The 19,277-nt window shown below is 60.9% G+C and carries 19 protein-coding genes; 10 read left to right on the top strand and 9 right to left on the bottom strand.

The genetic code is table 11. The annotated features are described in order from the left end of the window. Positions 1–3: 3 nt before the first annotated feature. The gene (locus AC2YB9_RS03025) at positions 4–2,283 is read right to left on the bottom strand and encodes a thiamine pyrophosphate-dependent enzyme (protein WP_487267281.1); all 2,280 of its coding nucleotides are present in this window, start codon (positions 2,281–2,283) and stop codon (positions 4–6) included. Between the two features lie 7 nt (positions 2,284–2,290). Next, the gene (locus tag AC2YB9_RS03020; protein ID WP_487267280.1) at positions 2,291–3,532 is read right to left on the bottom strand and encodes a Glu/Leu/Phe/Val family dehydrogenase; all 1,242 of its coding nucleotides are present in this window, start codon (positions 3,530–3,532) and stop codon (positions 2,291–2,293) included. Between the two features lie 110 nt (positions 3,533–3,642). Here AC2YB9_RS03020 and AC2YB9_RS03015 point away from each other — a divergent pair, with 110 nt between their 5' ends. Further along, a complete protein-coding gene (locus AC2YB9_RS03015) occupies positions 3,643–4,635 on the top strand; it encodes an ornithine cyclodeaminase family protein (RefSeq protein WP_487267279.1) in 993 nt (330 codons plus the stop codon). On the opposite strand, the gene AC2YB9_RS03010 is transcribed toward AC2YB9_RS03015, so the two are convergent. Beyond that, positions 4,625–5,554 carry a LysR family transcriptional regulator gene (locus tag AC2YB9_RS03010; protein WP_487267278.1) on the bottom strand — a complete coding sequence of 310 codons (930 nt, stop codon included), beginning with the start codon at positions 5,552–5,554 and terminating at the stop codon, positions 4,625–4,627. The genes AC2YB9_RS03015 and AC2YB9_RS03010 overlap by 11 nt on opposite strands. 309 nt (positions 5,555–5,863) lie before the next feature. Between AC2YB9_RS03010 and AC2YB9_RS03005 the strand changes: the two genes are divergently transcribed. From AC2YB9_RS03005 to AC2YB9_RS02985, 5 genes are all read left to right on the top strand, one after another. After that, the gene (locus tag AC2YB9_RS03005; RefSeq protein ID WP_487267277.1) at positions 5,864–6,634 is read left to right on the top strand and encodes an amino acid ABC transporter ATP-binding protein; all 771 of its coding nucleotides are present in this window, start codon (positions 5,864–5,866) and stop codon (positions 6,632–6,634) included. An 8-nt stretch (positions 6,635–6,642) separates the two neighbouring features. Further along, positions 6,643–7,275 carry an amino acid ABC transporter permease gene (locus tag AC2YB9_RS03000; protein WP_487267276.1) on the top strand — a complete coding sequence of 211 codons (633 nt, stop codon included), beginning with the start codon at positions 6,643–6,645 and terminating at the stop codon, positions 7,273–7,275. Continuing rightward, positions 7,272–7,925: an amino acid ABC transporter permease gene (locus tag AC2YB9_RS02995; RefSeq protein WP_487267275.1), complete on the top strand. Its 654-nt coding sequence runs from the start codon at positions 7,272–7,274 to the stop codon at positions 7,923–7,925. Before AC2YB9_RS03000 ends, AC2YB9_RS02995 begins: the two co-directional genes overlap by 4 nt. A 30-nt stretch (positions 7,926–7,955) precedes the next feature. Continuing rightward, positions 7,956–8,789: a substrate-binding periplasmic protein gene (locus tag AC2YB9_RS02990; RefSeq protein ID WP_487267274.1), complete on the top strand. Its 834-nt coding sequence runs from the start codon at positions 7,956–7,958 to the stop codon at positions 8,787–8,789. A 155-nt stretch (positions 8,790–8,944) separates the two neighbouring features. Further along, positions 8,945–9,568, top strand: a complete 624-nt coding sequence (locus AC2YB9_RS02985; RefSeq protein WP_487267273.1) for a short chain dehydrogenase — start codon at positions 8,945–8,947, stop codon at positions 9,566–9,568. A gap of 72 nt (positions 9,569–9,640) precedes the next feature. Here the strand turns inward: AC2YB9_RS02985 and amaB are convergent, their stop codons facing one another. Further along, on the bottom strand, positions 9,641–11,185 hold the full coding sequence (gene amaB / locus AC2YB9_RS02980) for an L-piperidine-6-carboxylate dehydrogenase (RefSeq protein WP_487267272.1): 1,545 nt from the start codon (positions 11,183–11,185) through the stop codon (positions 9,641–9,643). 32 nt (positions 11,186–11,217) lie between these two features. Continuing rightward, entirely contained in the window at positions 11,218–12,384 is a 1,167-nt protein-coding gene (locus tag AC2YB9_RS02975; protein ID WP_487267271.1) for an NAD(P)/FAD-dependent oxidoreductase, read from the bottom strand. Positions 12,385–12,489: 105 nt separating this feature from the next. Here AC2YB9_RS02975 and AC2YB9_RS02970 point away from each other — a divergent pair, with 105 nt between their 5' ends. Beyond that, the gene (locus tag AC2YB9_RS02970; RefSeq protein ID WP_487267270.1) at positions 12,490–13,389 is read left to right on the top strand and encodes a LysR family transcriptional regulator; all 900 of its coding nucleotides are present in this window, start codon (positions 12,490–12,492) and stop codon (positions 13,387–13,389) included. A gap of 18 nt (positions 13,390–13,407) precedes the next feature. Here AC2YB9_RS02970 and AC2YB9_RS02965 read toward each other — a convergent pair whose 3' ends face one another. The 4 genes from AC2YB9_RS02965 to AC2YB9_RS02950 form a co-directional block, all read right to left on the bottom strand. Continuing rightward, the gene (locus tag AC2YB9_RS02965) at positions 13,408–14,427 is read right to left on the bottom strand and encodes an anion permease (RefSeq protein WP_487267269.1); all 1,020 of its coding nucleotides are present in this window, start codon (positions 14,425–14,427) and stop codon (positions 13,408–13,410) included. A 3-nt stretch (positions 14,428–14,430) separates the two neighbouring features. Next, on the bottom strand, positions 14,431–15,048 hold the full coding sequence (locus AC2YB9_RS02960) for a DUF47 domain-containing protein (protein WP_487267268.1): 618 nt from the start codon (positions 15,046–15,048) through the stop codon (positions 14,431–14,433). 89 nt (positions 15,049–15,137) lie between these two features. After that, positions 15,138–15,287, bottom strand: a complete 150-nt coding sequence (locus AC2YB9_RS02955) for a hypothetical protein (RefSeq protein WP_487267267.1) — start codon at positions 15,285–15,287, stop codon at positions 15,138–15,140. Between the two features lie 147 nt (positions 15,288–15,434). After that, positions 15,435–17,021, bottom strand: coding sequence for a SulP family inorganic anion transporter (locus tag AC2YB9_RS02950; RefSeq protein ID WP_487267266.1), 1,587 nt, complete (start codon positions 17,019–17,021; stop codon positions 15,435–15,437). Positions 17,022–17,124: 103 nt separating this feature from the next. Here AC2YB9_RS02950 and AC2YB9_RS02945 point away from each other — a divergent pair, with 103 nt between their 5' ends. The 3 genes from AC2YB9_RS02945 to AC2YB9_RS02935 all read left to right on the top strand — a co-directional run bounded on the left by AC2YB9_RS02945 (position 17,125) and on the right by AC2YB9_RS02935 (position 19,275). Beyond that, on the top strand, positions 17,125–17,523 hold the full coding sequence (locus tag AC2YB9_RS02945; protein ID WP_487267265.1) for a MerR family transcriptional regulator: 399 nt from the start codon (positions 17,125–17,127) through the stop codon (positions 17,521–17,523). 34 nt (positions 17,524–17,557) lie between these two features. Continuing rightward, a complete protein-coding gene (locus tag AC2YB9_RS02940; RefSeq protein ID WP_487267264.1) occupies positions 17,558–18,286 on the top strand; it encodes a mycothiol-dependent nitroreductase Rv2466c family protein in 729 nt (242 codons plus the stop codon). A gap of 68 nt (positions 18,287–18,354) precedes the next feature. Continuing rightward, positions 18,355–19,275: a haloalkane dehalogenase gene (locus AC2YB9_RS02935; protein WP_487267263.1), complete on the top strand. Its 921-nt coding sequence runs from the start codon at positions 18,355–18,357 to the stop codon at positions 19,273–19,275. Positions 19,276–19,277: the final 2 nt, after the last annotated feature.

The raw sequence follows: 19,277 nt of genomic DNA, 5'->3' as shown, positions 1-19,277 counted from the left end.
TAGTCACTGTGCTGCCTCTTCTAAGCTGATCGTGGGCACGTTGGTGGGTACGTTAGTGGGAAAAAACTCATGGGCAGCCGCAACGATGTCTGCCTCGGACAGAAGGACAACATCGGCGGCAGGACCCAACGGGATGATGCTGTCTTGGCTCGCGACCCGGCGCACCGCACCGCGATAATCTGCATCGGACAGCGCCGTGATGACACCTTCGGAGACGCCGCCGGTCCGTCGGGTCTCGTCGACAACGAGGACGCGATCGAACTTTCGTACGTAGCGCAACAGGTCATCGACCGGTAGTGGACTCAGCCAACGCAGGTCCACCACGGTGCAATCAATTCCCGCCGTCTTCAGCTCGGCCGCGGCGCGCAGACTCATCGCGACCCCATTGCCGAAGGTGACGATCAACAGGTCGGGTCCGTCGAGATGGGCGGCGACCCGGCCAATGATTTCTGCCGCCGCGGCCCAGGTGGCTGGCGCGGCATACTCTGCCGTCCACAGTTCATCGCCGGCCGAGTAAAGATCACGCCGATGGTAGAGCGCGATCGGCTCAAGGAAAACGCACACTCGGCCTTCTTCCTTGGCGAGTGCGACGCACGCCCGCAGCAGCGCCGGCGCATCCTGCGGATGACTCGGCACAGCAAGGATCAATCCGGGTATGTCGCGCAGAACAGCGACCGAATTATCGTTGTGGAAATGGCCGCCGAAGCCCCGCTGGTACGCCAAACCGGCAACCCGTACCACCATCCCGTTGGTGTATTGGGCGTTGGAAAAAAAGCGCAATGTTGCCGCTTCGCCGCGCAACTGGTCCTCCGCGTTGTGCAGATAGGCGAGGTACTGGATCTCGGCAATCGGCAACAATCCGCTGACCGCCGCACCCAATGCGGTCCCCAGGATGGTTTGTTCGTCCAGAATCGTGTCGAAAACCCGGGCGATACCGAAGCGTTTGCTCAGCGTCCGGGTCACGCCATAAACGCCGCCCTTGAGGGCAATGTCCTCACCGAATGCTAATGCTTGCGGCCAGGTGGCGAGCACATCGGCCAGGGCCGCGTTGATCGACTGGGCAAGTGTCAGTTGGCCCTGGTCCTCCGGTGCTTTCTTAACGATCTGGCGATCTTCGGGCGATGGCGTCGTTAGCGCGGCGGTGCGAACAGCCTCAGGATTGCTGTAGGTAAGGGGTTCCATCACTGCCGTGGCGGTCGTCAAATGCTGTGAAACGCAGACGGTTTGCGCCTCAGTCATGACACGTTCGCGCATCGACTCATAGCGATCACCGATCTCGTCGACGGTCAGAATCTGACGGTCAATGAGGGTCTTCGCGGTCGCCAGCAAGGGATCACGGTCGTAGTCGCGCAGAATCTCCGACGGTGTTCGATAGGCGACTTCGGCATCGGAACCCGCATGGCCCATGAACCGGACCGTCTTCAAATGCAAGATGGTCGGTTGACGCGTGTTTCGTACGGCTTCGGCTGCCCGGCGGGCGGTGAGCAATGCTGCGGCGGGATCAGATCCGTCGGCCGACACATAGCCAATGCCCGGCTGACTCGATAGCAGCGATTCAATCCACCCCTTGGGGGATTTTGTGCTGATACCGATGCCGTTGTCCTCGCAGACGAACAAGATCGGCAGTTTCAAGCCGCGGTGGGTGCAGTAGGCGGCAGCGTTGATCGCTCCGACGACGGTCGAGTGGTTGGCCGACGCATCGCCGAAACTCGTGACGACGACAGCATCCCCGGGCCAGTTGAGTTGATAGCCGATCCGTGCCGACCGCTCGAGCGCGAAGGCGACGCCAACCGCTCGGGGCAGGTGCGAACCGATTGTCGAGGTTTGCGGAATGATCGCCAACCCATGGTGCCCGAAAACCTTATGCCGGCCACCAGAGATCTGGTCGTCTACCGCAGCAGCCATGCTTTGCAGGACATCGCGGATCGGGTTCGTTCCATCCACCTGGGCGGCCCGGGCAGCGAAGAACCCGCCCGATCGGTAGTGCAACAGCGCTGGATCAGTCGGCCGCAACGCCATCGCGACTGCGGCATTGCTCTCGTGTCCAGCGGAGCCAATCGTGTAGAAACCCTGACCCTGGCGTTGCAACCATCGGGATGCGAAGTCGAGATGGCGGCTCTGTAATTGCGCGTCAAAATAGTCCAGATACGTCGCGTCAGAGACATCGTCTTCGGCCGCAGTGCCGGCGGTCGAGGTGCCATCATCCAGCCCATTGAGCCGGTCCAAGCTCAGCTTTTCCAAGCTCAGCCAGTCCAAAAAGTGCTGATCAATTGCCTCAGTCATTGTGACCTCACGCGTTGATGACCGTGCGGGAACGCTGTCCGCGCAACACCATGGCCTCGAACACTCGCTTTCGGGCCAAGGCTTGCGCCGCTTCGTGTGGCGTCGTACCGGTCGCGAGCGCATCGTTAAGGACCGCAATCGTGTTGGCGCGGAGCCGATCAGAAATCATCGTGAAGATATCCTTCGGATCGACCGTGAACGGCGAATAGCGCATATCCATCGAGTGCGCAGCCGCGACAACCCCGCCGGCATTGGCAATAAAATCGGGCACGACCGTGACGCCACGGCGGTGCAAGATGCTCTTGGCCTCGGCGGTCGTTGGCATGTTCGCGCCCTCGACGACCAGCCGCGCCTTGGTCGCGTTGGCGACGTCTTGTCCGATGACATCCTCGCGGGCGGCTGGCACTAAAATATCGGTGTCAAGCCATAATGCATCCTCGGCGGCGGACCACGACGTCCCATAATCGCGAACACACGCATCCCCGAGCTCAGCACGAAGCGCAATCAGTTTGGCGATATCAAGACCATCAGCATCGTGCACAGCACCCTCTGCAGTCGAGACGCTGACCACCGCAGCACCGAGCTCGACGAACCGCGTGGCGGCCGCCTGGCCGACCGCACCGAAACCTTGAATCACCACGCGAGCGCCGGCCATATCGAGGTCAATCGTCGATGCGGCTGCGTCCGCAGCTTCGGCCACACCGAAACCGGTCACACCGAGCTGGTCGTACGGCACACCGCCGAGTGATCGCGGAAGCCCGACGGCCGCACCGTGATCGCGCAACTCGTCGACGAAGATCGCAGCATCATGTTCGGCGAGGCCCATATCGAGGCCGAACACATAGTCGGACGGGACCTCTTTGACCAAGGCGCGGGCGAATGCCCGGAGGATCGCTTCCTTGTTTGGATCATTGGGATCGCCGAGAATGCCCGCTTTTGCGCCACCGTGATACAGATCGACCGCAGCCCATTTCCACGTCATGGTCCGGGCCAGCCGGGCGACTTCGTGAACCGTCAGGCTGGGACTCATACGGGTGCCGCCCTTGCCCATTCCGCGAGCGGTGTTATCGAGCACCAAAACTCCACGCATACCGGTCTTTTGATCCGATACGCATACGATTTTCTCCGGTCCCCACTCATCGATGAGTGTCAACACGTCTGGGCTCACAGGTCTGCTCGATTCTTGCTCGGTGTAGGTATGCAACCCAGCATCATCGCTCCTCGATCCGCGCGCCAGAGGCAAAGGCACAGCGGTATTTTGCTCTGGCATTAGAGGTGCTGTGGCTCCCGCCCATGGCTATTGTTGGCTGGCTGAGACATTCTGAGATGGTCCAGCCGCCTAGCAGATCGCAAGGTCCCATGTCTTCCGCGCTCGAATTTCTCGCTTTATCCGCCACCGATGTCAGCACGCTGCTGACCGTCGACCTTGCGATCGAATCCCAACGCAAAGCGTTCAGCAATCTCGCTTCCGGTGACGCCCTCCTGGCCGAACGACTACTGCTGGAAGGTACCGAGGACTCGGTGTCCTTCTGCTACGCCGCCCGACTGGATCCGCTTAGCGGCGCGGTCTGCAAGTTCGGCAGTGTCAACCCAGGCAATAGCGAACAAGGGATGCCGGTGATCTCGGCGCTGGTAACCGTGCTCGACGCCAAGACTGGTCGACCGTTAGCGATCATGGACGGTACGAGCGTCACCACAATCCGCACCTCAGCGGCAAGTGCGGTCGCCGTCGAGGCGCTGGCCAAGCCCGGCGCCAATCGACTTGCGGTGATTGGTTCAGGAGTTCAGGCCGCCGCCCACGTGCGTGCGATTGCGCGCGTGCTCGACCTCGCTCAGGTCAGCATTTGGAGCCCCGATGCGGGCAACTGCAAAGGATTAGCCGATGTCCTCGACGCTGAATACGACTTTGCTGTCCACGCCGCCGACTCCGCGGCGGCCGCAGTCAGCGGGGCCGATGTCATCGCGACCTGCACAACAAGTTTCGAACCCGTACTGGAGAGCAGTTGGATCGATGACGGGGCAACGATTATCAGCGTTGGATCATTCGCACCCGACCATTTCGAGATCCCGCGTGCGATTGTCGAACGGGCGGCCGCAGTCGTGATCGATCACCGTCCGACCGCGATCGAGCACGCTGGACCGATTGTCGATGCAATCGCTGCGGGGATCCGCAAGCCCGAAGACCTCATTGAACTTGGCGACGTCCTCATCGGTCGCCAGCAGGCACGCACGAGCCCCACACAGGTGATCTACTACAACAGCGTCGGCGTCGGGATCCAAGATGCGGCAGCCGCCCAGGCTGTCCTCGAAGCCGCCCAAGCCGACGGCATGGGGCAGCGCATCAGCTTGTGAAGGCGTCGAGACCGGGGAGGTCGTCGGCCAGTGAGCCGGCAGCAGACTGCAACGCGACGATTGCGGAACGAACGGCTCCGGTGGATCTGGCTGGCCGGTGCAATGCCATGACATGGCGCCGGACTGCCAAATCTTCGATCAAAACTGCTTCGACCCCCTCGCTGGCCTCGTGACCGAGCGCCGGGACCAGAGCAATGCCGAGGCCGGAGCGAACGAAACCGCGCACGACGTCGTAATCATTGCTACGAAAATCGACGACTGGATTGAAATCAGCCTGAGCGCATGCTCGCCGCAATGAGGTTGCTCCGGCGGAGCGTTCGCGCGTCGAAATCCACTTTTCACCCTCTAAGTCGCGCAATGAGACTGGTTTTCCGACCAGCCGATGGTTTGAGGGCAATAGCAAGAACAAACTCTCATCTAGCAGCTTGACCGCCTGCAGTCCCCTGGGCCAACGACGCGGCACCAGGTCATAGCGATAGACAACAGCGATATCGAGCTCCTGGTCGATGAGCATCGGCACCAGCTCATCTGGCTCGCCCTCGTCCAGATGAACTTCCAATTGCGAGCGGTCTGAGATCAACTTCGGCAAGGTTCGCGGTAACAACTGTTCGTTGGCCGTGGGGAAACTGCCAAGCCGCAGACGGCCCATTGTGCCTTCTGCCATCGCGCGCACATCGCCTTCAAGTGCGCCGAGCGCCGCCAGCACCTCATGCGAACGATTGACCAGAAATTCCGCTGCCGGGGTCGGGCGCACGCTGTGCGCATCCCGATCGAACAACGGTATGCGTACGGTCCGCTCGAGCGCCGCAATCTGCTGCGAAACTGCCGACGCGGTATAACCCAACCGACGCGCGGCATCGGCGAACGAACCGGTCAAAACAACCATCGCAAGGGTGCGCAGATGCACTGGATTCAGCATAAGCAAATTAACCCCTCGCTGGTTTCTTCTCAGATTGTCACAGAACGACCCGATCCGCTAGCAATACGGGCGCCGTTGAATTTCCTTCCAACTGCGATGGACCCGGTGCAGAACAAACACGGTTGACCACAGGGCAAGGACTGCTTAGTGCAGGGACACAATCAGTGACGCTGTAACCCTTTCAACCAACACTGCTCCGGGCATAGTCTGACCAAAATCCCGTGATGCGGGTCACGTTCGAATTACCGCACATCGCAAGGCCGCCAGCAAGACAAAGTTCAACCCGCACCGATCAGGAGCGCCAACACCATGACCGATACCGTTCGCGACAAGAAGCCAGTTATCCAACTGCAGAACGTGGTCAAGCGTTTCGGTGACAACACCGTCGTCGATAACGTGTCGTTGACCGTAGGTGAGGGTGAAGTCGCAGCCATCATTGGCCCGAGTGGCGCCGGCAAGAGCACTCTGCTGCGCTGCATCAATCTCTTGGAAGATCCTGACAGCGGCCGCATCACCGTCGGCGACACTCTCATCACCGCCGGCGAACGCGTCGGCGCGAAGGATCTTGCATTGCTGCGACGGAACGCCGGAATGGTGTTCCAGTCTTTCAATCTGTTCCCGCATCTGACCGTCCTGCGCAATGTGAGTCTCGCGCAGGAACGCGTTCTCGGCCGCGGCCGCAAGGAAGCCGATAAAGTCTCTGCCGGCTTGCTCGAACGCGTCGGCTTGGCTGACAAAGCCAAGCAATATCCAAACCGCTGCTCTGGCGGCCAGCAGCAGCGAATCGCCATCGCCCGAGCCCTGGCTCTTGAGCCCCAAGTCATGCTGTTTGATGAACCGACCTCGGCGCTTGACCCTGAACTCGGGCTCGAAGTGCTGGCAGTCATGAAGGAGCTCGCGCTCGAAGGAATGACGATGGTTGTCGTCACCCACGAAATGCAATTTGCGCGCGACGTCTGTGATCACCTCATCGTGATGGCCGAGGGCGCCATTCTCGAGGAGGGCGCACCCGAGGACATCTTCTCAGCGCCCAGTCATGCCCGAACCCGGCAGTTCTTGCGCGCGGTGCTGGAGCGCTGAGCATGCACATGTTTCTGACCATTTTCGCTGGCGTGCCAACAACCGTGTTGATGACGGTCGCGGCGCTTGCGCTTGGGGCGCTTGGTGGCATCCCGCTCGTCCTGGGTCGGCGGTCACGATTCTTCCTAGTTCGACTCGTATCGCGTTTCCTCATCGAAACTCTGCGCGGCATTCCGCCGCTGGTTTGGCTGTTCCTCATTTTCTTCGGCTTCGGCGCCTCCATGACCTGGATGACCGCCCTCATGGCATCGATCTTCGGCCTCGGTCTGATCTCCTGTGCTTACATGGCCGAGATTTATCGTGGCGGGCTTTCAGCCATCTCGGCCGGCCAATGGGAGGCAGCCGAAGCGCTCGGCATGAATCACCGATCCGTGCTCGCAAAGGTGATCGGGCCGCAGGTCTTCCGGGTTTCGATACCCGCCGCCGCAACCTACGGAATCGGGCTGCTGAAAGATTCCTCAGTCGCCTTCACGATTGGCGTCACCGACATCATGTTCAGGGCCACCCAGCAGTCGCACCAAACTCGAGATGCGCTGACACCGTTCATCATCGCCGGAATCGTCTACGTGATCATCACCATCCCGTGCGCTTGGGGATCTCGCTTACTCGATTCCCGACTGAAGAAACGAGTCGCCCGATGAGCTTTTTCGCTGATTGGGGCAGCTGGCTTCCGACCCTCCTCACCGGGTTGTGGGTAAGCGTTCGGGTAGCCGGTCTGAGCCTCCTGCTCGGACTACCAGCGGGCCTGTTGTTGGCGCTGGGATCGAACACAAAACGTCGCCCAGTGCGCTGGGTCGTCATTGGCCTCGTAGAACTTGGCCGCGGCATGCCCGCACTCGTCATGCTGCAGATCGTCTATTTCGGCCTGCCCAGCGCGGGGCTTACCCTGTCGGCGCTCCTGTCGGCCGCACTCGCATTCGCGTTGACCACCGCGGCCTATACGAGTGAGATTCTTCGCGGCGGGCTTCAAGCCGTTCCGCCGGGCGAAGTCGAGGCCGCCGAAGCGCTCGGAATGGCGCGCCACGACACCCTCCGCTTTATCGTCATCCCGCAGGGAATTCGGATCGCCATCCCACCATTGATGGGATTTGCCATTCTCATCTTCCAGGTCACGTCGTTGGCTTACACGATCGCCTTGCCCGAGCTCACCAGCCAGGCCTACTCGATCGGTTCCTCGAGTTTCCGCTACACGAGCGTCTTCGTTCTCGCCGCGCTGCTCTACCTCGCGGTCACAATTCCCACCAGCTTCCTCACCGAGCGCGTCGAGCACCGACTCGCCCGTCACCTCTGACCTACCGCACGACCCATCCAAGGAGAAACCATGTATCTACGTAAAACACTCGTTTGCGCTGCTGCGGTGGCTATGGCCAGCACCATGGCAGCGTGCGGCGGCGGCTCAAGCTCAACGGTCGCCTCAGATTGCACCCCCGCCCACGAGTTCTCGACGGTCAAGAAGGGCACGCTCACCGTTGCCCTCTACGACCTCCCGCCGTTCTCAAAGCTCGACGGTAAGACCATCACCGGAGTCGACGGTGACCTGGTCAAGGAGATTGCCAAGATGGAATGCCTGACCATCACCGCGAAGCCGGCCGCCACCGCTGCCGTCATCCCGATGGTGCAGGCCGGTCGCGCCGACCTGGCAGCCGCGGACTGGTATCGCACCGCCGAGCGGGCCAAGATCGTCTCGCTGTCGGACCCGCTCTACACCGATCAGATGGCGATCATCTCCAAGGACGGAATCAGCGACATCGCCGCGCTCAAGGGCAAGAAGGTCGGCACTGTCGACGGCTACCTGTGGGTTGCTGACATGAAGAAGTTCCTCGGTAGCAGCCTCAAGGTCTACTCGACAACGCTCAACATGAACCAGGACCTCAAGGCCGGGCGCATTGAGGTCGGCATCGACAGTTTCGGTTCGGGCAAGTTCAACAATAAGGATATGAAGGTTGAGGTAGCTGGCTCGAACCCAGAGGTGGCGGCATCGCAGGAAGGCGCGCAAGCGTCCTTCCCTATCCCGCTGTCAAATAAGAAACTGCTGGCTGCAGTCAACGCCGATATCGCCAAAATGCACTCAAACGGCATGATCAAGAAAATCTTGGTCGCGAACGGATTGGACGCCAGCGCGGCTGACACCGGAGCACCGCGTTTGATCAAGTAGATCCTCACCACCCCGATCGCGGGCGGATCCACGGCTTCCACCGGATCCGCCCGCAGTCATTTCCCCAGTTATTTCCCCAGTTATTTCCCCAGTTATTTCCCCAGTTATTTCGCCAGTTATTTCGCCAGAGAGATTTCCACAGAAGGATCCCGCCCATGAAGATTCTCGTATTCGGCGCCACCGGAACGATCGGCAAACATGCGGTCGCTGAGTTGCGCAAGCACCACGCCGCCTATTGCGATGGCGAGTTAGAAGTCATCGAGGCGCATCGCGCGTCCGCCGATCACCCGGTCGACGCGCTCGATGATGCGAGTGTCGCAGCACTCTTCGAGAGCGTCGGTATGGTCGACGCTGTAGTGAGCGTGATCGGGACAGCCCGCTGGGACTCAGCAGTCGATGCGACCCTCGACACCTACACGGCAACGATCGAAGGCAAGCTCATCAGCCAACTGCGGATCGCGCTCGCAGCACGTGACCATGTGAGTCCCGGCGGCTCGATCACGCTCACGAGCGGCATCGTCGGCAACTTCGCCTTCCCCGGCGGCTCAGCCAGCGCAGTTGTCAATCAAGGGATCGACGCCTTTGTCCGCACCGCCACTCCCGAACTCCCAGGAATTCGGATGAATGCGGTCAGCGCGACCGTTGTCGAAGAATCAGCGGCCGGCTACGGAGCAGCATTCCCTGGCTTTGCCGCGATCAGCGGTGAAGCCGCCGGCAAGGCCTTTGTCCGCAGCGTGTTCGGCGTCGAAAATGCTCAGTCCATTACGGCCTGGGGTTAAGCAAACAGTTGCAGGGCCGCACTCGTAAGTGCGGCCCTGCAAAGCAACTCTTATATCGTCCTCACACGGTTTTTATACCGTGAAATCGACGCCTTGCGCGAGCGGAAGTTCACCGGAGAAGTTGATCGTGTTGGTGGCCCGGCGCATGTAGCTCCGCCATGCATCCGAACCCGATTCGCGGCCGCCGCCGGTCTCTTTCTCGCCACCGAAGGCGCCACCAATCTCGGCACCGGACGTACCGATGTTGACGTTGATGATGCCGCAGTCCGAGCCCTCGGCCGATACAAACCGTTCGGCCTCGCCCTGGTCGCGAGTGAAGATGCTCGAGGAGAGTCCCTGCGGAACCCCATTATTGAGGGCTACCGCTTCGTCAAAGTCCGAGTAGGGCATGACATACAGAATCGGCGCGAACGTCTCCTGCCGGACAATGTCAGTCTGTGAGCCGATCTGTACGAGGGAGGGCTCGGCATAGAACGCATTCGCCGCCTCGGCTTCGAAACGCCGCCCGCCGCCGGCCACAACGGAGCCGCCTTGGTCTTCGGCGGCACGTAGTGAGTTCTGCATGGTGGAGAAGGCGCCGCCGTGGATCAGCGGACCGACAAGGTTTCCGTCGGTCATTGGATTGCCAATCGGGAGCCGGCCGTATGCCTTCGCGACCCGGTCGACCAGTTCGTCGACGACATCGGTGTGAGCGATGACGCGGCGCATCGTGGTGCAGCGCTGACCGGCGGTTCCAGCGGCCGAAAAGACGATCCCACGCGTTGCGAGTTCGAGATCGGCCGACGGCGCGATGATGGCAGCGTTATTGCCACCCAGTTCGAGCAGAGAACGTCCGAAGCGGTCGGCGACGCGCGGTCCGACGACCTTACCCATACGGGTCGATCCGGTGGCGCTGACAAGCGCGACGCCGGGATGGTCGACCAACGCCTGCCCGACCTCCGGGCCGCCGATGATGATCTGGCTCAAGTAGCGCGGCGCCTCGGCCTCGGCGATTGCCTGATCCAGCAGCCGGCCACACGCCAATGCGGTAAGCGGCGCGGCCTCGGACGGCTTCCAGATGACCGGATCGCCGCACACGAGGGCAATCGCGGTGTTCCACGACCACACGGCAGCCGGGAAGTTGAAGGCGCTGATCACAGCGACGACACCCAGCGGATGCCAGGTCTCCATCAGCCGGTGGCCGGGCCGCTCGGAGGTCATAGTCCGTCCATACAGCTGGCGTGACAGCCCCACCGCGAAATCGCAGATGTCGATCATTTCCTGAACTTCACCGCGTGCCTCGGAGGTAATTTTGCCAACTTCGAGGCTGATGAGATCGCCAATGTCGTTCTTGTGTTCACGCAGCAACTGACCGAGCCGGTTCACGATGTTGCCGCGCAAGGGGGCCGGCACCTTCCGCCATTCGAGGAATGCTTCCTGAGCGCGCCCGACTGCGGTGTCCACGGTGGCAGCGTCGGCCCAATTGATCGAGAACAACTCCTCACCATTGATCGGCGACGTCGTCTTCGTATCGCCCTTCACCGCATTGAGATCGACGCCGACGCGTTCTGCGGTAGCGCTGGCCTGCTCGATGAGGTCTCGGGCGCTGGGAATATGGGTGCTGGAAATATCAGTCATGAAGGTCTCCTTGATTGGTCGCGCATGGGATGTTAGACAATGTTGAGTTCGGGGCGGATTTCAGCGCCGGCGAAGCGACGGGCATCAAGGCCGCTCACATCCAGTTCCGGCGTCGTGTTGAGATACAGGTCGCGGATGATCTCCCCGACTGCCGGCGCCATCAGGAAACCGTGTCCGGAGAAGCCGGTCGCATACAAGAAGCGCGAGACACCGGGAGCCTCACCAATCAGCGCATTGTGATCGGGCGTCATCTCATACAGTCCGGCCCACCCGCTGGCGATGCCAATGTCGGTGAAGTCCGGCGTCCGACGGGCGATCGCGTCACCGAAGCGCGGCAGCCACGCGTCGTCACGGGACAATTTGAAGCCCGGTGTCTCATCCGGGTCGGACATTCCCATCAACAAGCCGCGGCCCTCGTTGTGAAAGTAATAGCTGGTGGAAAAGTCGATCGTGAACGGCATCTCGGCCTGCAAGGTCGGCGCCTCGGCAGTCACCAGGATCTGCCGGCGTACCGGCGTCACAGGCAGGTCGACACCGACGAACTCGCCAATCCGTTGTGACCACGCGCCAGCAACACAGATAACCGTGTCAGTCTCGATCGTGCCCCCGGCCGTCTCGACGCCGACGATTCGGTCGTCAACGGTCCGAATATTGGTCACCTCGCAGCCGGTGACCAGCCGGGCACCCAGCCGGCGTGCTGCAGCGGCATAACCCAACACAACTGATTCGGGTGTGCAATGTCCGTCGCGGGGCGAATACGCCGCCGCGAGCAGGCCGTCGGTACTGATGTGCGGTGATAGTTTCTTCGCCTCGGCGACACTGATCATGCGGGTCGACACACCGAGTGAGTTCTGCAGGGCGACATTGCGTTCGAAGGTCTCAACGCTCTCGGGTGTGTCCAGCAGGAACAGGTAGCCAACCTGATGAAGATCGATCTCTTGGTCGAAGATCTTCCCAAAGTTCTCGAAGACTTCTAGACTTTTGTGGCCAATCTGGATGTTCAGTTCATCGGAGAACTGCGCCCGCACGCCACCGGCGGCCTTGCACGTCGAGCCTTCGCCGAGTGCATCCTTTTCAAGCAGCACGACATCGGTGATACCCGTTCGTGCGAGCTGATAAGCAATGCTCACACCCATCGCCCCGCCACCGATGATGACCACCGAGGCCTTAGTAGGCAATGTTCGGCCCGATCGTGCCATAGCTTCCTCCGCATCGAATGTGGTCCACGTCTCATAGCAATCCTGCCCCCGTAGATCGTTTTGCACTATCGAAACTTTCTTCGTCCAACCGTTTAGGATTGCTATATGCATCTCGACACCGCAAAACTCCGCACGCTCGAAGCCGTCCACCTGCTCGGCAGCATGACGGCGGCCGCGGCGGCGCTCGGCTACACGACCGGTGCTGTCTCCCAACAGATGGCCGCGCTCGAGAAGACAGTGAAGGTCGACCTGTTCGAACAGATCGGCCGACGAGTTCAACTCACCGATGCTGGCACGGTTCTATTTGAGTACGCCGGACGCATCCTCGCGCTCGAACAGGAAGCCCAAGAAGCCCTACAAGCCAATGATCGTGCGCTCGTGGCACACGTACGCATCGGTGTTTTCGGTACGGCCGCGGCCGAACTGCTACCGCCAGCACTCGAACGACTGCAGAAACTCCACACCGGTCTGACAATTCGCACCCTCGAAGTGGACGTCGACGAAGCAACATCGGCGGTCGAATCGGGCGCGGTTCACCTAGCCTTTGGGGTCGACTATTCCGATGCACCAATTCCACGCCGGCCGATGGTAGAGCTTCAACCGCTCAAGAGCGAACGCTTCCTGATCGCCGTCTCGGGTCGGCTACCAGTCCTCGACAGCCCGGTGGCACTGAAACAATTCGCCAGCGCGGGCTGGATCCTGCCACCGGCGAATACGCAATATGGTCTGGCGATGCGGCATGCCTGTCGGCGTGCCGGCTTTGAGCCACTTGTCGAACATGAGGTCACGGACACGGCGTCGTCGCTCGCAATGGTTGCCGGCAATCTCGGCATTGCGCCGGTGACCGACCTGATGTTGGCGCTGCGCGGGAAAGGCATTCATACCGTGGCTTTACGCGAGGACGTGCGACGCGAACTGGTGCTCGCCTACCGGAGCCAGCCCGAACCACAGCCCGGCGTGCGGACCGTCATCGATGTCATTGCGCAATCGGTGGGCGAGACATGACGGGTCGCCCAAATGCGACTATTGCGGGATGAGGTTACTGACCAAAAGATAGGTGATCGCGGACATCGCGGCCGCAGCCGGAATCGTCAGCACCCAGGCGGTGATAATCCCCCGCGCGACGCCCCACCGTACGGCGCTGAATCGCTTGGTCGCACCGGCGCCCATGATCGCCGAGGTCATCGTGTGGGTTGTCGACACCGGTGCGTGCAGACCGATTGCCATTCCATACAGGACGACCGCCGCCGTTGCCTCGGCAGCGAAGCCGCGTGGCGGGTCGAGCGCGATGATGCGGCGGCCAAGCGTACGCATAATGCGCATACCGCCCGAAAGCGTGCCGAGCGAGATGGCCGAGGCGGCCGCCGCAACAACCCACCACGGGATCGACTGATCTGGATCGTTGTAGCCACCGGCGATCAGCGCCAAGACAATGACGCCCATCGTCTTTTGTGCGTCCTGCAGGCCGTGGCCGAGCGAGAGCCCGGCGGCCGAGGCAATTTGCGCATGCCGGAAGCCACGATTCACCCGCTCTGGTCGGCCCTTGCGAAAGAGCCACATAATCGCGGTCATGACACCGAAAGCACCAACGAAACCAATGAGCGGGCTGGCGATCATCGGGATCGCAACCTTGTCGACGACCTTGTCCCAGTCGACGCGCACACCGGAGACAAGCCCGACACCGATCAGACCACCGATCAGCGCGTGCGAAGAAGAAGAAGGTATGCCGAAATACCAGGTGATGAGGTTCCAAATTATTGCCCCCACCAGGGCCGCGAGCACGATCGTCAAAGCATGTTCGGAGCCGAGGTTATCGGGATTGAAACCGACCAAGATTTCCTTGATCGTTTTAGCGACACCGAGTCCAAGAAAGGCGCCGACGAAGTTGAAGAAGGCCGCCATGGCGAGCGCGATCCGGGGGGTCAACGCCCGCGTCGAAATCGAGGTGGCAATCGCGTTGGCGGCGTCGTGGAAGCCGTTGGTATAATCAAAAAACAGTGCAATGGCGACAACCGTGATCACCAGCGCCGTTGTGAGACTCACTACTCAGGACTCCTTGACGGCGATCTGTTCGACCGTATTCGCGACCGTTTCCAATGCATCTATGGCATGTTCGAGCGAGTCGACGATGTCCTTGAGTTTGAGTACCTCGAGCGACTTATAGCTGCCGCTGAAGAGCTTGGCGACAATTCGCCGGTAGATGTGATCGCCCTGGTTCTCCAGGCGATTGATCTCGATCCAATATTCCTCGAGACCCTTCATCGTCCGCAGCCCGGGCATCGCATCTGCGGTGAGTTCGGTGGCGCGCTGGAGCACCTCAACCTGGGCGGCGAATTCCTTGGGCAACTCATCAACCTCATACAGGTTGATCAGATCGACGGTCTCTTCCATGAAGTCCATGACATCGTCGAGGCTGCTGGCCAATCGATAGATGTCTTCACGGTCGAATGGCGTGATGAACGTGCTATTAACTCGCCGGACGATCTTGTGTGTCGTTTCGTCGGCCTGATGTTCGGCCTCACGCATCTTCACACCGATCTCAGCCCGGTCCGCATCGGTCGCAAGCATCAGCGCCAGCAGGTTAGACCCATCCACGAGATGTGCGGCTGCTTCGGAGAACAGATCGTAAAACGTTGTTTCAACCGGTCGTATGCGAAACCGCACGACGAACTCCTGTCGACATTGAGATGGCCAGAACCATGCTAGGGGGTCAACATCGACGGCTGTTAATCGCCGTCCTACTACGGCAGCTTTCAGATCGCCTCGACACCGAGGATCTGGTCGACTTCGACCTCGGTCAAATGCTTGTCGTAGCCGCTCACGGCAATCATGAGATCGCTTGTCAATTCAATTTCGGTCAGTGCTTGATCGTCACGAAGACGAGAGTCCAAGGGCGCCGGCATCGGGGGTCTCCCAGAGTTTCGGTAGTACATGTGGTGGATAAGTGTCTACGTTACTGCCCAATCCAGAAGTCTGGGTAAGAATCCACAGATCAGTTTGTCTTCGCCCGCGCAATCGGATTCCCACAGGTGAAATTACGTGGCCACCCATCAAGGTGCGGAAAGTTGGCCGGTGAGACGGGCATGCATCGTCGCGCTGGCGGCGTTGAGGCCGATGATCTCGACGCTCTTGTCCTTGCCTTCGTATTTAGTGGTGATGCTGTCCAATGCGGCAACCGTCGAGGCGTCCCAAACATGTGAGCCGGTGAGGTCGATGACGACTCGCTCTGGATCACCGGCATAATCGAACTGCGTATAGAGGTCGTTGCTGGAGGCGAAAAACAGTTCCCCATACACCGTGTACACGGCGGTCTCGGTGCCGTCGGCTAGACCGACAAGCTCCCGTTCGACCGTTGCGAGGTGTGCCACCCGGCGGGCGAATAACGTCATCGCAACAAGAACACCGACGCCCACACCGATTGCCAGGTTGTGGGTCGCGACCACGACCGCAACGGTCGACACCATCACCGTCGTCTCGCTCTTAGGCATCCGCCGAAGGGTCGACGGTTTGATGCTGTGCCAATCGAAGGTGCCGACTGACACCATGACCATGACCGCAACGAGGGCCGCCATCGGGATCACGGCCACCGCGTCGCCGAAACCGACAACCAAGATCAGCAAAAACGTGCCAGCCAGGAACGTGGAGATACGGGTCCGCGCGCCGGCGACTTTCACGTTGATCATGGTCTGACCGATCATGGCGCAGCCGCCCATACCGCCGAAGAATCCGGTGATGAGGTTGGCCGCGCCCTGTCCCCAAGCCTCGCGGACCTTATTCGAATGGGTGTCGGTGATGTCATCGACGAACTTTGCCGTCATGAGGGACTCAAGCAGGCCGACCAGCGCCATCGCTAATGCGTAGGGGGCGATGATCTTGAAGGTCTCCAAGGAAAACGGCACGGCCGGCAACTGCAGCGTGGGAAGGCTGTCCGGCAGTTTGCCCTCATCGCCAACGTTCGGGACGTTCAGCGCTGCAATCAGTGTGAAGGCGGTCAGCAGGACGATCGCGACCAGCGGCGCGGGTACGACATCGGTCAGTTTGGGTAGGAGCACCATCACCCCGATCCCAACCACGATCATCGGATAGACCAGGAATGGCACGTCGATCAGGTAGGGGACCTGAGCCAAAAAGATCAAGATCGCCAATGCATTGACGAACCCGATCATGACCGAGCGCGGGATAAACCGCATCAGCTTGGCTACCCCAGCGGCCGCCAGCAGCATCTGAATCACACCACCCAGCAGCACGGTCGCAATCAAATAATCCAAACCATGATCACGCATGACCGGCGCGATGACCAACGCGACGGCACCGGTCGCGGCCGAGATCATCGCTGGACGGCCGCCAAGGAATGAAATCGACACAGCCATCGTGAAAGCGGCAAACAGCCCCACCCGGGGGTCGACGCCAGCGATGATCGAGAACGAAATTGCCTCCGGGATCAGCGCCAAAGCAACCACCAGGCCCGCCAGTACCTCAACGCGCAGCAGCTTCGGCGATCGAAGGGCATTCCTGACCGTCGGTTCGTATGGCTGGCTGTCGATCAACGGATCTCCGTTCAGACGGCAGGGAGCGACGCCGGTTGAGGTGCGTACCGACGCGGGCGTGATTGCCGCGTTCAGGTGGTGGCGCCGCATGCGATGCGGCATGCTTGCCGATGGGTTCGGCGGGAAACTCGTGGACAACCCTACCCTCACGTAAGGGTAGAGTTGCAATTGACGGCATGTGAAAGGCGCCACGGTGACGGACAACGAGGCTCAGGTGCGGCTGATGCAGATCGGCGAGGTTGCCGAACGCACCAGCCTGTCGCTTCGGACCCTGCGCCACTATGACGACGTGGGATTGCTCCAGCCGACCGGTCGCAGTGATGGCGGCTTCCGGCTTTACACAACCGAAGACGTTGAGAAGCTGCTGGTTATCCGCCGGATGAAGCCACTCGGATTCAGTCTCGAGGAAATGCATGACGTCATGCGTCTCATCGAGACCCTGCGTGACGCGTCCGGCGAGCCCGACGCTCAACTGCATGCCAAACACGCTGAAATAATGGACGAGGCCATCCAGCGGCGCGAGAAATTGCTCCGCCAGCTGGCAATGGCCGATGAATTCATCGACTTATTCAGGACACAACTGCCGCAATGAGAAGCGCAACGAGAAGGACGACGAGGGGAACCCCATGAGTGACAACGCCATGCCAGACATCCGCTTCTGGTTCGATCCGGTGTGTCCATTTGCCTGGCTGACCAGCAAATGGGTCCGGATGGTGCAGGAACAACGCGATTACACCGTGGAGTGGCGCTTCATTTCCCTGCGTCTGCTTAACAAAGACATTGACTACGACGCACATTTCCCGCCAGAGTACGAAGCCGGGCATACCGCGGGGCTCCGAATGCTGCGCGTATGTACTCATGTCCTGGCCGCTCATGGCCCCGAAGCCGTCGCAAAGTTGTATCCAGCACTCAGCTCACGAATCTTCGACGTCTCCCCCACAGACGGAACGGACATCCCCGGCAAGACTCCTACTCTGGTCGAGGCGGCACTGATCGACGCCGGCCTCAGCCCTGATTTCGCTGACTTTCTCGATGACGTGAGCTGCGATGAACAGATCCAAGCCTCCACCGATGAGGCCTTGGCTTTGACCGGAAAAGATGTCGGCACACCGATCCTGCACATCGCCCCGCCGGACGGCGCAGCATTCTTCGGCCCCGTCATCAGCCGGCTCCCTTCCGAGCAGGAAGCCGCAGAACTCTGGGACCACGTTGTGGGCCTTGCGACGTTCAAGGGCTTCGCCGAGCTCAAACGCAGCCTGCGCGAGGTGCCTCAACTCCGCTCCCTCGGGGTGAGTGAAGACGAGGCTGGCGCCCAGGAAGATTGGCACGGCGGCAGCCGAAGACTCAAGAAGTAGCCGCTAGCCAACGGCTGTCTCACCATCAACTCATTCGGCTCAACCCAAACGAACGCAAGGAATGGCTCATGGATCTCTATCGCACTCCCGATGACCAGTTCGACGACCTCCCAGACTTCCCCTGGGCGCCGTCTTACGCAGAAGTGGCACAGCCCGACGGGGAGTCGGGCCAACCGCTGCGGATGGCGTATATCGATGCCGGTCCTGCGGACGCGCCCGTGGCGCTCCTTCTCCATGGCGAGCCGAGTTGGTCATTCCTGTATCGCCACGTCATCGCGGCTCTGGTCGCGGCGGGGTTCCGCTGTATCGCCCCAGATCTGATCGGCTTCGGCCGCTCGGATAAGCCACTGTCGATGCAGGACCACACCTACGCTCGCCAGGTCGAATGGGTTCGCGAACTCGCATTCGACCAGCTGGATCTGGTAGACGTGACCGTTGTCGGCCAAGACTGGGGCGGCCTGATCGGATTGCGGCTGGTGGCCGAACATCCCGACCGTTTTGCGCGGGTCGTCGCCGCGAACACCGGCCTGCCGACCGGGGACCAGCAGATGCCCGACATCTGGTGGATGTTCCGCGACGCGGTGGAGAAGGCCGAGGTCCTCGACGTCGGGCGGTTCGTCGAGTCCGGGTGTGTCCGCGGTATGAGCGCCGAAGTGCGGGCGGCCTACGATGCGCCGTTCCCCGTTGAGGAAGCCAAGGCCGGACCACGCGTGATGCCCAGCCTGGTGCCCAATGTTCCAGATGACCCGGCTTCAGCGGCCAATCGTGCCGCGTGGGATCAACTGGCGCGCTGGGAGAAGCCATTTCTTGCACCGTTCAGCGACAGCGACCCGATCACCGGCGCGATGGCCCCAATTCTGCGCAAACTCGTCCCCGGCGCACGCGAACTGGAACATCCCGTCGTCACCAACGCCGGCCACTTCCTCCAGGAAGATGCCGGTGATGTGCTCGGCGGCATCGTTGCGGAGTTCATGGCCGCGACCCGCTGACC

This window comes from Aeromicrobium changchenzhani (assembly GCF_057586615.1).
This window is presented reverse-complemented; position numbering and strand designations above follow the sequence as displayed.

Coding starts and splice junctions, on each gene's coding strand:
- AC2YB9_RS03025 (WP_487267281.1), bottom strand. CDS start 2,283: ATGACTGAGGCAATTGATCAGCACTTTTTGGACTGGCTGAGCTTGGAA.
- AC2YB9_RS03015 (WP_487267279.1), top strand. CDS start 3,643: ATGTCTTCCGCGCTCGAATTTCTCGCTTTATCCGCCACCGATGTCAGC.
- AC2YB9_RS03010 (WP_487267278.1), bottom strand. CDS start 5,554: ATGCTGAATCCAGTGCATCTGCGCACCCTTGCGATGGTTGTTTTGACC.
- AC2YB9_RS03005 (WP_487267277.1), top strand. CDS start 5,864: ATGACCGATACCGTTCGCGACAAGAAGCCAGTTATCCAACTGCAGAAC.
- AC2YB9_RS03000 (WP_487267276.1), top strand. CDS start 6,643: ATGTTTCTGACCATTTTCGCTGGCGTGCCAACAACCGTGTTGATGACG.
- AC2YB9_RS02995 (WP_487267275.1), top strand. CDS start 7,272: ATGAGCTTTTTCGCTGATTGGGGCAGCTGGCTTCCGACCCTCCTCACC.
- AC2YB9_RS02990 (WP_487267274.1), top strand. CDS start 7,956: ATGTATCTACGTAAAACACTCGTTTGCGCTGCTGCGGTGGCTATGGCC.
- AC2YB9_RS02985 (WP_487267273.1), top strand. CDS start 8,945: ATGAAGATTCTCGTATTCGGCGCCACCGGAACGATCGGCAAACATGCG.
- amaB (WP_487267272.1), bottom strand. CDS start 11,185: ATGACTGATATTTCCAGCACCCATATTCCCAGCGCCCGAGACCTCATC.
- AC2YB9_RS02975 (WP_487267271.1), bottom strand. CDS start 12,384: ATGGCACGATCGGGCCGAACATTGCCTACTAAGGCCTCGGTGGTCATC.
- AC2YB9_RS02970 (WP_487267270.1), top strand. CDS start 12,490: ATGCATCTCGACACCGCAAAACTCCGCACGCTCGAAGCCGTCCACCTG.
- AC2YB9_RS02955 (WP_487267267.1), bottom strand. CDS start 15,287: ATGCCGGCGCCCTTGGACTCTCGTCTTCGTGACGATCAAGCACTGACC.
- AC2YB9_RS02950 (WP_487267266.1), bottom strand. CDS start 17,021: ATGCGGCGCCACCACCTGAACGCGGCAATCACGCCCGCGTCGGTACGC.
- AC2YB9_RS02940 (WP_487267264.1), top strand. CDS start 17,558: ATGAGTGACAACGCCATGCCAGACATCCGCTTCTGGTTCGATCCGGTG.
- AC2YB9_RS02935 (WP_487267263.1), top strand. CDS start 18,355: ATGGATCTCTATCGCACTCCCGATGACCAGTTCGACGACCTCCCAGAC.